The 13,643-nt window shown below is 65.0% G+C and carries 14 protein-coding genes and 1 riboswitch; of the genes, 7 read left to right on the plus strand and 7 right to left on the minus strand.

What is annotated here, in order from left to right:
- Nucleotides 1-134: 134 nt before the first annotated feature.
- The 5 genes from NR187_RS34625 to NR187_RS34645 all read left to right on the plus strand — a co-directional run bounded on the left by NR187_RS34625 (nucleotide 135) and on the right by NR187_RS34645 (nucleotide 3,187).
- On the plus strand, nucleotides 135-710 hold the full coding sequence (locus NR187_RS34625) for a methylated-DNA--[protein]-cysteine S-methyltransferase (protein WP_211384176.1): 576 nt from the start codon (nucleotides 135-137) through the stop codon (nucleotides 708-710).
- A gap of 95 nt (nucleotides 711-805) precedes the next feature.
- Nucleotides 806-1,645 carry a helix-turn-helix transcriptional regulator gene (locus NR187_RS34630; protein ID WP_256809486.1) on the plus strand — a complete coding sequence of 280 codons (840 nt, stop codon included), beginning with the start codon at nucleotides 806-808 and terminating at the stop codon, nucleotides 1,643-1,645.
- A gap of 56 nt (nucleotides 1,646-1,701) precedes the next feature.
- Nucleotides 1,702-2,061, plus strand: coding sequence for a VOC family protein (locus NR187_RS34635; protein WP_211384174.1), 360 nt, complete (start codon nucleotides 1,702-1,704; stop codon nucleotides 2,059-2,061).
- 147 nt (nucleotides 2,062-2,208) lie between these two features.
- Nucleotides 2,209-2,604: an SRPBCC family protein gene (locus NR187_RS34640; RefSeq protein ID WP_211384173.1), complete on the plus strand. Its 396-nt coding sequence runs from the start codon at nucleotides 2,209-2,211 to the stop codon at nucleotides 2,602-2,604.
- A 100-nt stretch (nucleotides 2,605-2,704) separates the two neighbouring features.
- A complete protein-coding gene (locus tag NR187_RS34645; RefSeq protein ID WP_211384172.1) occupies nucleotides 2,705-3,187 on the plus strand; it encodes a hypothetical protein in 483 nt (160 codons plus the stop codon).
- 36 nt (nucleotides 3,188-3,223) lie between these two features.
- Here NR187_RS34645 and NR187_RS34650 read toward each other — a convergent pair whose 3' ends face one another.
- The 4 genes from NR187_RS34650 to NR187_RS34665 all read right to left on the minus strand — a co-directional run bounded on the left by NR187_RS34650 (nucleotide 3,224) and on the right by NR187_RS34665 (nucleotide 8,097).
- On the minus strand, nucleotides 3,224-3,931 hold the full coding sequence (locus NR187_RS34650) for a hypothetical protein (protein ID WP_211384171.1): 708 nt from the start codon (nucleotides 3,929-3,931) through the stop codon (nucleotides 3,224-3,226).
- A gap of 161 nt (nucleotides 3,932-4,092) precedes the next feature.
- The gene (locus NR187_RS34655) at nucleotides 4,093-5,538 is read right to left on the minus strand and encodes an MATE family efflux transporter (protein WP_256809488.1); all 1,446 of its coding nucleotides are present in this window, start codon (nucleotides 5,536-5,538) and stop codon (nucleotides 4,093-4,095) included.
- 166 nt (nucleotides 5,539-5,704) lie between these two features.
- The gene (locus NR187_RS34660) at nucleotides 5,705-6,757 is read right to left on the minus strand and encodes a hypothetical protein (protein ID WP_211384169.1); all 1,053 of its coding nucleotides are present in this window, start codon (nucleotides 6,755-6,757) and stop codon (nucleotides 5,705-5,707) included.
- A gap of 218 nt (nucleotides 6,758-6,975) precedes the next feature.
- On the minus strand, nucleotides 6,976-8,097 hold the full coding sequence (locus NR187_RS34665) for a 2'-deoxycytidine 5'-triphosphate deaminase (protein ID WP_372703295.1): 1,122 nt from the start codon (nucleotides 8,095-8,097) through the stop codon (nucleotides 6,976-6,978).
- Between the two features lie 95 nt (nucleotides 8,098-8,192).
- Nucleotides 8,193-8,272, plus strand: a riboswitch (SAM riboswitch).
- A gap of 67 nt (nucleotides 8,273-8,339) precedes the next feature.
- On the opposite strand from NR187_RS34665, the gene NR187_RS34670 reads away from it, so the two are divergent.
- Nucleotides 8,340-9,536 carry an O-succinylhomoserine sulfhydrylase gene (locus tag NR187_RS34670; protein ID WP_256809493.1) on the plus strand — a complete coding sequence of 399 codons (1,197 nt, stop codon included), beginning with the start codon at nucleotides 8,340-8,342 and terminating at the stop codon, nucleotides 9,534-9,536.
- A 123-nt stretch (nucleotides 9,537-9,659) separates the two neighbouring features.
- On the opposite strand, the gene NR187_RS34675 is transcribed toward NR187_RS34670, so the two are convergent.
- From NR187_RS34675 to NR187_RS34685, 3 genes are read right to left on the minus strand one after another with little or no spacing between them, the layout of a single operon-like run.
- Nucleotides 9,660-10,649 (minus strand): SGNH/GDSL hydrolase family protein, encoded by a 990-nt coding sequence (locus tag NR187_RS34675; protein WP_211384166.1) that lies wholly within the window; start codon nucleotides 10,647-10,649, stop codon nucleotides 9,660-9,662.
- A gap of 12 nt (nucleotides 10,650-10,661) precedes the next feature.
- Entirely contained in the window at nucleotides 10,662-11,441 is a 780-nt protein-coding gene (locus tag NR187_RS34680; protein ID WP_256809495.1) for an SGNH/GDSL hydrolase family protein, read from the minus strand.
- Nucleotides 11,441-12,697, minus strand: a complete 1,257-nt coding sequence (locus NR187_RS34685) for an OpgC domain-containing protein (protein ID WP_256809497.1) — start codon at nucleotides 12,695-12,697, stop codon at nucleotides 11,441-11,443. Before NR187_RS34685 ends, NR187_RS34680 begins: the two co-directional genes overlap by 1 nt.
- Before the next feature lie 194 nt (nucleotides 12,698-12,891).
- Between NR187_RS34685 and apaG the strand changes: the two genes are divergently transcribed.
- A complete protein-coding gene (gene apaG / locus NR187_RS34690; RefSeq protein WP_211384222.1) occupies nucleotides 12,892-13,284 on the plus strand; it encodes a Co2+/Mg2+ efflux protein ApaG in 393 nt (130 codons plus the stop codon).
- Nucleotides 13,285-13,643: the final 359 nt, after the last annotated feature.

Below are 13,643 nucleotides of genomic sequence, written 5' to 3' on the forward strand. Positions count from 1 at the left end.
CGCCGCCAGCCAAGCGCTTTGGCGCTACTGGCCCGACGCTTCTTAACGTCCTGGCAAGATTCCTGGTGCGCCGGATTGTGGCGGTGTTATGATCATGTGTCTGGGGAGAGACGTGCACTGAGTGGGGCGTGTGCATGGTGGGGCGTGGCTACGCGATATTCGACACGGCCATAGGGCGCTGCGGCATCATCTGGAGCAGCACCGGAATCGTCGCCGTGCAATTGCCGGAGGCGCGGGAGATCGACACCCGCCGCCGGATTTTCCAGGTCCATCCCGAGGCGCGCGAGCAGCGGCCTTCCGAGAACGTCGAGCTCGCGATCGAGGGGATCGCAGGCCTGCTGCAAGGCGGCGATCCCGATTTCTCCGAGGTCAGCCTGGATGCCGGCGGCGTGCCCGGCTTCAACCGCCGGGTCTACGAGCACACCTGCACCATCCCGCGCGGGGAGACCCGCACCTATCACGAGATCGCCAGGGCGCTGGGCGCCTCCGGCGCCGCGCATTCGGTGGCGCAGGCGATCTCCAAGAATCCCTACATGCTGATCGTGCCCTGCCACCGGGTGCTGGAGGCCGGCAATTACGCCGACCGGCTCTCGCCTTACGGCGGGGTGATCTCCAAGCGGCGGCTGCTCTCGCTGGAGGGCGCCCATCCGATCGCCAGCAAGACGCTGTTCGACGTGCTGCTGCCCGTTGCCCCGCCGAGGCCCAGCTAAGGCGCGATCGCAATCGCACCTCAGCTTTGTTTTTTGGGCATGATCTTGTCGGACAACCGCTACACACTTGTCCGGATCATGCCTAGATAGGTGGCATGGACGCAACCACGCTGCTGACCATGCGCTCGATGACGGTCTCCGAGTTTCGCTGCGATGCGGGGCCGGACGACAGCCCGTTTGCCGAGTGCCGCACCGGCCACTCCATCGCCTATGTCCGAGCCGGCAGCTTTGGCTGCCATTGCCGCGCCGGGTTCTTCGAGCTGGTGGCGGGCTCGATGCTGGTCGGCGCGCCCGGCGAGGAATACACCTGCACGCATGAGCATGTCAGCGGCGACGTCTGCCTGTCGTTCTTCCTCGGTGAGGATCTGGTCGACGCCCTCGGCGGACGGCGCGAGGTCTGGCAGGTCGGTGCGACGCCGCCGCTGCCCGAGCTGATGGTGCTGGGCGAGCTCGCCCAGACGGCGGCAGATGGCAACAGCGACCTGGGCCTCGACGAGGTCGGGCAGATCCTTGCCGGCCGGTTCGTCGATGTCGTCTCGGGCAGGCCGCGCAAGCCGACCACGCCGACCGCGCGCGACCGCCGCCGCGCCGTGGAAGCTGCGCTGTGGATCGACTCCAACTCGCATGCCGAGGTCGATCTCGAACAGGCGGCGCGGCAGGCGGGCCTCAGCCCGTTTCATTTCCTGCGGCTGTTCTCGAGCGTGCTCGGCGTCACGCCGCATCAATATCTGGTGCGCTCGCGGCTGCGGCATGCGGCGCGTCTGCTCGCCGACGACGATATCGCGGTCACCGACATCGCCTATGACGTCGGCTTCGGCGACCTCTCCAACTTCGTCCGCACCTTCCACCGCGCCGCCGGCGTATCGCCGACCAAGTTCCGGCAGGCCTCGAAGGGGAAGCGCAAGATTCTCCAAGAGCAGCTCGCCCTCAACTGACTAGGTTCGTCTCCGGCGCGCGCCGATTGCGGCGCGCTTTGGAAATGGAGACGACCATGTACGACCACATCGGACTGCGCGTTGCCGACCTCGACGCCGCCACGCGCTTCTACACCGCGGTGCTGGCCCCGCTCGGTCATGTCCTGTGCTCGAGCGGCGACGGCTATGCCGGCTTCGGACCGAAGGGCGAGCCGGCGCTCTGGCTGCATCTGAACAAGGGCCGCAAGGCGGATGGCACGCATATCGCCTTCCGCGCCAAGGACCACGATGCGGTCAAATCGTTCCACAGCGCAGGCCTGAAGAGCGGCGGCCGCGACAATGGCGGCGCCGGCCCGCGCAAGGATTACAGCCCGACTTACTATGCGGCTTTCCTGATCGATCCTGACGGTAACAACGTCGAGGCGGTTTGTGTGTGAGCTTTGGCCACTAGCTCTCGTCATTGCGAGGAACTCTTGTGACGAAGCAATCCTGACTGTCTCTGCGGCAACATCTCTGGATTGCTTCGCGGAACTCGCAATGACGGCGTTTGTAGCGACTACCCAACATGATCAAGGACACCTTTCATGACCTCCGTCTATAACGACGTTCCCCTGAACGCCTCCGCTGACAAAGTCTGGGACGCCGTCCGCGATTTCGGCGCGTTGCATCAGCGGCTGGCGCCGGGCTTCGTCACGGCCTGCACGCTCGACGGCGATGCCCGCATAGTCACTTTCGCCAATGGATCGGTGGCGCGCGAGGTGCTGGTCGACTGTGACGATGCTCGGCAACGGCTTGTCTATGCGATCGACAACGAACGGCTGAAGCACTACAGCGCCTCGGTGCAGGTGATCGCCGAGGGCGACAAGGCCTGCCGTCTGCTCTGGATCATCGACATGCTACCCAATGAGCTTGCGCCCTATGTTCAGGGGCAAACCAGGGACGCCGTCGCTGCGATCCACCGGGCGTTTCCGCCTGCGTGATCTTTCTCACAGAGCTTCCCTCTCCTCGGCCGTAACCATGGCGGCGTGCGTCCGGTTGGCTCCGCTCTCCCGGCGGCGCCGCGCACGCGAGGAGCAGGCCATGAGAGGTGCGGACAAGGTGATCTGCCAGGCGGCCGCCGTGCTGCTGATGTTCTCGATTTCGAGCGCGCCGGCAAAGGCGCAGTTCCTCGGCGGCGGCGGTGCCGGCGGCGAGGACATGATGACCCAGATGGCCCCGATGCTGGAGATGATGAAGGCGAAGATGGGCAAGCGCCGCTTTGCCATTATGATGCAGACCATGGGCCCGATGATGAGCCGCATGATGGAGAATGACGGCGGCGGAATCGGCGGCATGACAGGTGGCGGCTTTGGCGGCGGCTTTGGCGCACCCAATTATGGCGGCTACACCGCGATGGGCGGAGGCGGCTATATGCCGACCGGGCTCGGCGGCATGGGCGGCGGCGATATCATGGGCATGCTCGGCGGCGCCGGCGGCGGCGACATGATGGCGATGATCCCGCAATTGATGCGGCTGGCCAATGTCGGCGGCGGTGGCGGCCATCGCCGCCACAAGCATCGCTGAGGCGCGCCGGCGGACTGGACGCAAGCGACGCCGATATCAAATCCGATCGTCGATGAGGACGCCGGAAATCGACGAGTCGCTTGCGTTCGTCTGGTCGCCTGAACGCACCGCGCTGTAGGTCGAATCCGCGAGCGAGTTCTTCAGGGACTGGAGAAATTGCTCGAGCAGGTCCGTCGCCGAATCGCCGCTCGTCGAACTGTCCGTGGCGTTGGGCGAAGACGAGCCGCCCGCTCTCGTCGTGTCACTCGATTCCGTGCCGCTGGACGAGGTCGAATCCGCGAGCAGGCTTTTGAGCGAATCGAGGAATTGCTGAAGCAGGTCCAACGCCGAATTGCCGCTGGATGAATTATCCGTGCCGCTGGCGCGAGCGGGACCATCGGGCGGCGGGCCACCTGCTCCACCGGGCCCACCTGTCCCGCCCGGCCCATGGGAGAGCGCCGCCTTGAAGATACCTTGCAGCTCGGTGGCCTGCTGGTCGGTCAGCTTGCCGGCCGAAACTTCCTGCTGGATGAGGCCGTCGATCTTCGACTTGAAAGCCTCAGGCGACGATGTGCCGCCGCTGGATTGATCGCTCGCACTGCTCGATTGCAGGGCGGAATCGATGTCGCCGAGCGCGGGCGACAGCGCCGGCTGATCGGCCGAATTGATTGTGCCGGAGCCGGCTTCCGCCTGCAGCTCATCTTGCAGCCGCTGCAATGGTGATGTGTGGTGGTGGTGAGAGGAGAGCGCCGAAATCGAGGTCATGATGGCTTTCCGTGCTTCTGGTGAACGCGCGGTGACGGTGTCCTCAGGAGCTGGCGCGGAGCCTTTGACGAAGAGCCATTCCGGTTACCCGGTATTGCCAAGCCATGATTGGAAATATTCGGAAACAAAAATCCGGCAAGCGCGCCCGAGGCACGTGCGCCCTAGTCAGCCGCGGCCGAAAGCGCAGGCCTGATCGCAGGCTTCGTCTCGCGCGGTCCCCAGCGCGTCAGCACCACGCTGGAGCACGAGAGCAGGCCGAGCACGACCATCGAACTCGCCGCCAGCCAGAAGAAGCTTTGCGCGGTGGCATCATGCGTCGACAGCCACCAGCCGACCGCCGCGATGTAGATCAGCCGCACGGTCTGCGCCAGCACGGGACCGATGACCTTGGCCGCGCCTTGCGACGAGAAATACATGGTCGAGGCCAGCCCGATGAAGGCGTAGAACGGCGCCACCGTCGACAGATATTGATGGCTGGTGGCGCGCACGGTGGCGCTGTCGGTGAAGATGTTGACCCAGAGATCGGGGAACAGCGCGACCAGGCACGCCGGCGCACCGACGGCGACGAAGGCGCTCGCGCCCGCGATCCAGGCGATGCGGCGGGCGCGTGCGGTGCGGCCGGCGCCGATCGCCATGCCGACCATCGGCACCGAGGCGATGCCGAACGAGAACGCGATCGAGGTCAGCAAAAATTCCAGCCGCGCGCCGATGCCGTAGCCGGCGAGGATCGCGGTGCCGAACTTCGCCAGCATGTGAGTGAAGATCGAGATCGTCAGCACCGATTGCAGCGGCGAGAAGCAGGCGATGGCGCCGACCTTCAGGATGTCGAAGAACATCGCCCATTGGATGCGCAGGCCGCGCAGTTTCGGGACGACGCGGGCGCGGCCGGAGAACAGGTACCAGCCCATGATGGCGATGTTCATGCAATAGGCGATCAGCGCGCCGGCCGCGACGCCGCGCATGCCGAATTGCGGCACCGGTCCGAGTCCCAGACCCAGCGTGCCGCCGAGCACGATCTGCCAGGCAGCCGAATTGAGAATCAGGAACGACGGCAGCTTCATGTTGCCGGTGCCGCGCAGCACGCCGGCCATGGTGTTGAGCAGCCAGGGCAGCACGGCGCCACCGAAAAACACCTGGGTATAGGCGATCGCATGCGTCAGCACATCGCCGCGGCCGCCGAGCATCTCGAGCACTTTGGGCCCGTAGATCAGCATGCCCAGCATGAAGACGAGGCCGAAGGTGACGCCGATCAGGAGCGCATGCGCGGCGAGCGTGCCGGCACGCTCGCGATCGCCGGCACCGAGCGCTCGCGCGATCGCGGAAGCCACCGCGCCGCCCATGGCGCCGCCGGACATCGTCATGGTCAGGATCACGGTTGGAAACACCAGCGCCATCGCGGCCAGTGCCTCGACGCCGAGCCGGCCGATATAGGAGGTCTCCGCGATCACGGTACAGGTGCCGGCCGACAATGCGACGACGTTCGGCCAGGCAAGCCCAAGCAGCGTGCGCAGGATCGGCCCGTCCGTCAGCGCGCTCTTCACCGGCGGCGGAGGCGGCGGCAGCGGGCGCTCCTGTTCATCGACCGGGATTTCGGCGATGTCTGACATATCGTCTCCCGGGCGGAAGCGCCATTTGCGGCGCAGCAATCACTTGGTGTGCCAATGATTTGTGCGCGCAGGGCGCGCGGCAAGAGGCTTGTTACCACGGCAATTGCCGATTCCTCCTGCGCCTTGTGCAGGCGTGCCCTGCGGCAGCGCATTTCAAATGGTGGAATTAGCTGATCGTCCAGGCCAGCGGCGGTCGTCCGCCTGCCGTCGGGCGCAGATGCACGCCGATGTGCCGGCCGCATCCCGCGGCGAGCCCTTCGAACAGCCCCTCCAGCACCTTCGCGCAGGCGCGGTGATAGTCGGTGACGTCGTCCATCAGCTTCCAGCTCTGCTGACGGATCTCGAAGCCGCCCTCCGATTGCTTGGTGTCAGCCACGTCGTCCTGCGCGGCGAACAGCGCGTTGAGGAAGGACGCGAACTCGGCTGCGCCACCGCGGCTCATGGCCAACGCTGCGGCGACCTCGTCGAAATATTGCATGCCGATCAGTTTGCCGGTGAGGTGCAGGAGATAGCCGGCATCTTCCGGTCCGAACAATTGCACCATCACGGGCGCGGCGGTGCGGACATATTCCATGGCGTAGTTGCGATAGGCCTTTTCCAGTCGCGGTTTTGGCCAGCTTGCGACCGGCAAGGCCGGCGCCGTGGCCGCGTCGAACAGCGGCGCTTCGAGATGCCGGGCGAACACAAGGCGTTGGTCGAGCTCGAGCGGATGGTCGTAGAGATGATAGTAGCCTTCGAGCCCGTCCTGGCCGTCGACGCTCTGCTTGGTGCAGACGAAGCCGAGCCTGGTATCGCCGAGCGCCACGCCGTTGTTGGCGTGCCAGCCGCGCAGCATCGCGCGGCTGACCTCACCAGGCACTCCGCAGATCGCGGTGCCTTTCCAGATCCAGCGCGGCGGCGGATAGCGGATCCAGGCTTTGCGGTCGCTCTCATGCATGTATTCGACATGCACGCCGCCGATCCAGTTGGAGAGGTAGTGATATTGCGCGGCGGCGACCGCCGGCGGCAGATGGCTCAGCCCGAGCTTTTCCAGCCCCGGCAGGAAGCGCTCCTGCTGCTGGCGGCGGAACACGCGAAACACGAACTCCGCGGCATCCGCCGTGCCGCGCCGCGTGACCACGGTGAGGATCAGCCCGGTGAAATAGGCATGGTAGAGATCGGCGACCGCACGCCAGCGTTTCCACTGGGCTTGCTGCGCTGTGTCTGATGCAGCGGTCATGTGCGCTCCCGGATTGTTGTTATCGTTGGTGCCGCAACACCCTACCCTGTCGTCCCGGGCAAGCGAAGCGCGACCCGGGCCCGATAGCCACAGGGCGTCATTTTCGCACGAGAGATCAACCCTGAGTCCTCGCCAAACTGCTCCCTGTGGTTAAGGGTCCCGGCCCCCGTGCGCAATTGCGCACCAGGCCGGGACGACAGCGGAAAGCTGGGTTGGCGCTACACCCGAAAATGCTTGCTCAGCTTGAGGCCCTGCGCCTGGTAGTTCGAGCCGATGCGCTGGCCGTACATGGCGTCGGGGCGGGCCAGCATCTTCTCGTAGACGAGGCGGCCGACGATCTGGCCGTGCTCGAGAATGAACGGCACTTCGCGCGAGCGCACTTCGAGAACGGCGCGCGAGCCCTGCCCGCCGGCGCCGGCATAGCCGAAGCCGGGGTCGAAGAATCCGGCATAGTGCACGCGGAATTCGCCAACCAGCGGATCGAACGGCACCATCTCCGCGGCGAAATCGGGCGGCACCTGCACTGCCTCTTTAGACGCGAGAATGTAGAATTCGCCGGGATCGAGGATCAGGCTGCCGTCGGGACGCGCCGACATCGGCTCCCAGAAATCCTCCACCGCGTAGCCCGCGCGGCGGTCGACATCGACCACGCCGGTGTGGCGCTTGGCGCGGTAGCCGACGAAGCCGCTTCCCTTCTCGCCGGCGAGATCGACGGAGACGGCGACGCCGCCTGAGAGATCGGCATCGTCGATGTCGACGAGACGCTCGGCGGCATGCAGCGCATCGAGCTCGTCGGCATTGAGGATGGCGTCACCGGTGCGGAAGCGTACCTGCGACAGCCGCGAGCCCTCGCGCACCAGCACCGGGAACGTCTTCGGGCTGATCTCGGCATAGAGCGGGCCGTGATAGCCGGCGCCGATCATGTCGAAGCGGCGGGTGCCGTCGGCGATGACGCGGGTGAAGACATCGAGCCGCCCGGTCGAGCTTTTCGGGTTCGCCGCCGCAACGATCTCCGGTGGCAGCGCGAGGCTCTCGAGCAGCGGCACGATGTAGACGCAGTTGGTCTCCAGCACCGCGCCGTCGGCGAGGCTGAATTCGTGCAGCTTCAACTCGTCGATGCGCTCGGCGACGGTGGCGCCGGGACCGGGCAGGAAGCTCGCGCGCACCCGATAGGCGATGTCGCCAAGCCGCAGGTCGAGGCTCGCCGGCTGGATCTGGCTTTCGACGAAGTCGTAGGCGGGCAGGATGAGCCCTGCCTCCGCCATCGCCGCGATCATGCGGTCGGGCAGGATACCATTGGCGTCGGCGGCGATCGTGAAACTCAACCGGGGGCCCCTCATCCGGGTCAAACACATCCCGACATGCGGGAAATACAAGCGTTTTACGGCTATCCGATGGACGTCTTGACGGAAAGAGCATTGCGGAATATGAGCATGACTTATCCCGTGGTGATTTGAGCCGGCCGGCTTGCAGCCACGTTAAATAAGTCGCTAAACAGGCCGGGGACCTCTGTGATCCCGGCCCGTGGTTTTATCCAGGCCGGTTTTTTTGTGACCATTTCGGTGGTCACGCAGGAGGTCCTATGTCGAAGTCACCGGCGCCCACCGCGCAATATCGTCCCGAAACCCGTCTGGTCCATTCCGGCACCCTGCGCTCGCAATTCGGCGAGACGTCGGAGGCCCTGTTCCTGACCCAGGGCTACGTCTACAACAGCGCCGAGGAGTGCGAGGCGCGGTTCAAGGGCGAAGACCCCGGCTTCATCTATTCGCGCTATTCCAATCCGACCATCGCGATGTTCGAGCGCCGCATGATCGAGCTCGAAGGCGCCGAGGCGGCACGGTCGGCCGCGACCGGCATGGCGGCGGTGACGACCGCGATCCTGGCGCCGCTGAAAGCCGGCGATCACGTCGTGGCCTCGCGCGCACTGTTCGGCTCCTGCCTCTACGTCATTCAGGACCTGTTGCCGCGCTACGGCATCGAGACCACGCTGGTCGATGGTCTCGATCTCGACCAATGGCAGCGCGCGCTGAAGCCGAACACCAAGACATTCTTCCTCGAGAGTCCGACCAATCCGACGCTCGACGTGCTCGACATTCCAGGGATCGCCGAGATCGCGCACAAGGGCGGCGCGCGGCTCGTCGTCGACAACGTGTTCGCAACCCCGATCTGGCAGAGCCCGCTCGCGCTCGGTGCCGACGTCGTGGTCTATTCCGCGACCAAGCACATCGACGGCCAGGGCCGGTGTCTGGGCGGCATCATCCTGTCGTCGGAAGCGTTCATCGCCGAGCACATCCACAATTTCATGCGCCAGACCGGCCCTTCGATCTCGCCATTCAATGCCTGGGTCCTGCTCAAGGGCCTGGAGACGCTGGCCGTGCGCGTGCGCGCGCAAACCGACACGGCAGCGCGCGTGGCCGAGGCGCTGGCGGACCACCCGAAGATTTCGCGGCTGGTCTTTCCCGGCCGCGCCGATCATCCGCAGGCGGCGCTGGTGAAGAAGCAGATGCGCGGCGGCTCGACGCTGGTCGGCTTCGAGGTCAAGGGCGGCAAGGCGGCGGCGTTCCGCGTACTCAACGAGCTGAAGCTTGCCAAGATCTCGAACAATCTCGGCGACGCCAAGAGCCTCGTCACGCACCCGGCGACGACGACGCATCAGCGCTTGAAGCCGGAGGATCGCGCCGCGCTCGGCATCAGCGAGGGGTTCATCCGCTTCTCGGCGGGGCTGGAGCACGCGGATGACCTGATCGAGGATCTGACGGCAGCGCTGGAGAAGGCGTGAGGCGATCGAGCTCTCGTAGTGTGGGCAAAGCGCAGCGTGCCCACACTTCACGATCACATTGCCGATAGATGGTGAGCACGGCGCTTTGCGCCTTTGCCCACCCTGCGCGGCTACGCAGCGGCCTTACATCGGCCGATAGGTCCGCACGTCCGCGGGCACGTTCACCCCGAGCTTGATCTGGCCGACGGAGCGGATGATGTCGTCGCCGAGAAGCTGCGCGAAGCAGGCATAGCCCCAATCGTTCATGTGCAGGCCGTCGGCGATGACGAAGCTCTCGACCGGAATCGATTGCTTCTCGTGCCATTCGCGCATCACCTCGAAGCGCGGGAAGATGCCGACGTGACGGAGCTCGGCGACCTTGCCGAGCAGCTTCACCATCTTGCCGGCGCTCTCCGCGCGCTGGTTGATGGCCGGCGAATATTGCGGATCGACCAGCACGACGTCGGCGTCGCCGGCGGCCTGGATGCGGGAGATGCCGTCCTCGACGAGCCTGGCGGTCTCGCCGGGATCGAGATTGCGCAGCACGGCGTTGGTGCCGACCTGCCAGATCACCAGATCCGGATGCACGTCGATCACCTCCTTCTGGAGGCGTTTCATCATCTCGGGCGCGTCCTCGCCGCCGACACCTGCATTGATGACGGTGATGTCGGCGGTCGGATATTGCCGACGCAGCTGCGCGGCGAGACGGTTCGGATAGTTGAAATCGGGCGAGCTCGCGCCATAGCCGGCGGTCGACGACGAGCCGAACGCGACGATCACGACGGGCTGGCCGGCGACGAGCTTGCCCGCGACATGCGGCAGCGAGCCCATCGTCTTCGAGACGCCCTTCGGCGACAGGCAGGGGACACGGCTGAAGATGTCGCCGGCGGATTTCGCGACCTGTTTCACCTTGTCGATGGCGCGCGCCGTGATGCCGCGCTGCTCGGGTGACGTCGCGGCGACGGTGGTCTGGGAGGGCGAAGCGGGAGCGGGACTAGCCGACTGCTGCGGAGCTGGCGGCGACTGCGTGGCCTGTGCCTGCGCGCGCGACTCCGAGGCCGGCGTCAGCAGCAGCACTGCTGCTGCGAGCACAGCCAGCCATGCCGTCAGGCAAAAAGGGCGGAGAGAACTCATTAACGCTAGACCTCAATTTTGCTGCTGGGCCGGCTCCAGATGGGCTGCGTCGATCACGAACTGTGCCAACGCCCGGCCAAGGCAATCATGGACCTGCTTCGCCAGCTCGGGCCCGCGGGACGGGCTGAACAGGTCGAACTGCCCCTGATCATTCCACTGCCGCATGATCGCGAAACGATCAAACAGCGGGATATCATGCTCCTGTGCAACCACCCGCATATTGTCGAGGTATGGCGGCACCGAGATCATGGTTTCGGTACGCGGGCTGTATTGCAAATTCATCAAGACGACGTCAGCCCCTGCCTTTTGCAACGCAGCAACCCCTTCGGTTACCGCGCCACGAAAATCGTCGGGATCGATGGCTCGGATAGCATCCACCGTCCCGGTCTGCCAGATGACCAAAGTAGGCGTTTTTGCTTCCATCAGCTTAACGAAGGATCCGGTCGCCTCCTCGGCCGTCTTCTTGCTCTGTATTTCTACGGAGACGTGCACGACCTCCGCCGGCGGCAGCTTGTCTTTCAAAACCGCCTGCATCCGCGCCGGATAAGAGCTGTCCTCCGAAGCCGGAATCCTGGTCGAACCGCTGCCGATGACCAGGATCTCGAGCGGTTTGCCGGCCTTGATGGCATCGGCGACCTTGGGAAGCTGGCTTTCGCTGGTGAGCAGATAGGCAGGCAATTCGCAGGCCGCGGGCACGGCGGAGGCGGCAGGCGCAGCATCGCCCGCGCGCGCCGGCGGCGCGGCGAGGTTACCGCATAGCAGGATAAGGCTCAGGAGAACCTTCGCCTTCATCAGCCCCCTCCCGCCATATCGGCGTTGCCGACGGCGATTTTGGTTTTCGCACCGCTCTTGTCAGCTACGCGCTTGTACCACGAAATCACCCAAGCGACGCCCCACATGATCAGGATTCCGGAGAGACTAATCACCGCATGCATGACTGCGCCGCCGGAGACCTCGGCCAGGATGAAATGGCCGGCGAAAGCGAGGAAGACGCCGAGGCAGAATATCTCCAGGGAATGCTGGCCGCACAGGATCAGCGGCCGCAGCCAGGGCGACTTCAGGCCCGGCCACTCCCGCGGCAGGAAGCGCACGGTGAGCGCGGCCAGCGCCAGGAAATGCGTGAAACGCAGCACGTCGAGATCGGTCTTGTCGATCGGATACATCCACTGCTCGAGCCGCTTCGGCATGAAGTGGGAAAGCTGCGGCACGTACCAGGTCAGCGTCACGTAGAATGCCGCGACCAGATAGGCGATCGAGATCCACATCGTCACCCGCGAAGCCAGAATGCGCGACATCCGCCGCGCACCTCCGAGCGCACACCATGCACCGAAGACGAAAAGCAATTGCCAGGCCAGCGGATTGAAGGCCCAGAAGCCGTTCGGATAGGCCGAGAAGTAGAGGTCGTATTCCCAGGTCACTGCGTAGAGCACGACGGAGAGGCCGAGCGTGACGTCAGGCTTCCATTTCATCGACCACAGGATCAGCGGCAGCGCCAGCATCAGCACGATGTAGAGCGGCAGCACGTCCATGTTGACGGGACGGAAGCGCAGCAGTAGCGCCTGCACGATGGTGACGTCGGGCTGCTTGAGGAAATCCATGATGCCCATCTCTTCGGTGTAGAGCGGGTTCTCGAAGCTGGTCGCGACATAGGAGATTTCGGCGAGGAAGATCGTGAACAGGAAGACGTGGGCGACGTAGATCTGCCAGACGCGACGCAGGATGCGCGCGGTGGCGATGACGACGCCGGATTCCAGCATGGCCCGGCCGTAGACGAAGGCGGCGGTATAGCCGGAGATGAAGATGAAGATTTCGGTGGCGTCGCTGAAGCCGTAATTGCGGATCGTGAACCAGGTCAGCAGACTCGTCGGCAGATGGTCGATGAAGATCAGCCACAGCGCGAGGCCGCGGAACAGGTCGAGCCGAAGCTCGCGCTCGCCAATGGCGGGCAGCGAAATCGCCGGCGCCGCGGTGCGCGGCCTGGGGCCTGCGGACTTGGCACCCGTGGTTCCCGCGATCGTCGATCCCGTCACTTGGTCGGCAATGGTCATAGGGGCCTAAAAACCCTTCCGCAGATCGCGGCGTGTCAAGGAGTGTACCGGTCCGTTCGTCATCTCGCAAAGCGATCGGATCACATGTGAGTACACCCCGGGGGGCGTACTTCCCTGCGAATTCTGGCGGGACGATGTCGCCCAGGCCGCCTCCGGCGTTTGGTTCCCGGGCGGATTTCGGTATGATAGCAACCATGTACCGCGCCGTGACCCGCCAGATCGAAGTGACCGTCGAGCCGAACTTTGTTCCGGAGCAGTCGTCGGCCGACCGCTCCCGCTACTTCTGGTCCTACACCATCGTCATCACCAATTCCGGCGACGAGACCGTGCAGCTCAAGACGCGGCACTGGATCATCACCGACGCCACCGGCCGGCAGCAGGAGGTGAAGGGCGAGGGCGTCGTGGGCGAGCAGCCGACCCTGGCCCCCGGCGAACGGTTCGAGTACACCTCCGGCGTGCCGCTCACGACCGCCTCCGGCTTCATGACCGGCCGCTACCAGATGGTCAGCGAAAGCGGCGAGCGCTTCGAGATCGACGTACCGACGTTCTCGCTGGACAGTCCGGACAACAAGCGGGTGCTAAACTAGCGGGATGCCGTTGGGTGGACAAAGGCGCGAAGCGCCGTGTCCACCATTTCGATCACGGCATAAGGTGGCGGGCACGCTTCACTTTGCCCACCGATGTCCGAGTCTATGGCGCGCAGCTTCCCCAACCTCGTCATTGCGAGCGCTTCCAACTGGCAACTCAGCTTGCAGACACGCCTTTGCGGTCTCGCGGCGTGTTCGCCCGAGCTTTGCTCCATCTCTCCACCCTCTTGAGCCAAGAGGGCGCAGGGAAGGCCGGGTGCCGGCTGGCACCCGCGGTCCGCTGCGCGAAGATGTAGCGCAAAAGAACCGCACAGCAGCATACAGGTGTAGCCAATCACTCGGCCTTCCCTGCGCGATGG

The sequence above is a fragment of the Bradyrhizobium sp. Bra64 genome, assembly GCF_024519875.1.
GTDB lineage: Bacteria > Pseudomonadota > Alphaproteobacteria > Rhizobiales > Xanthobacteraceae > Bradyrhizobium > Bradyrhizobium japonicum_G.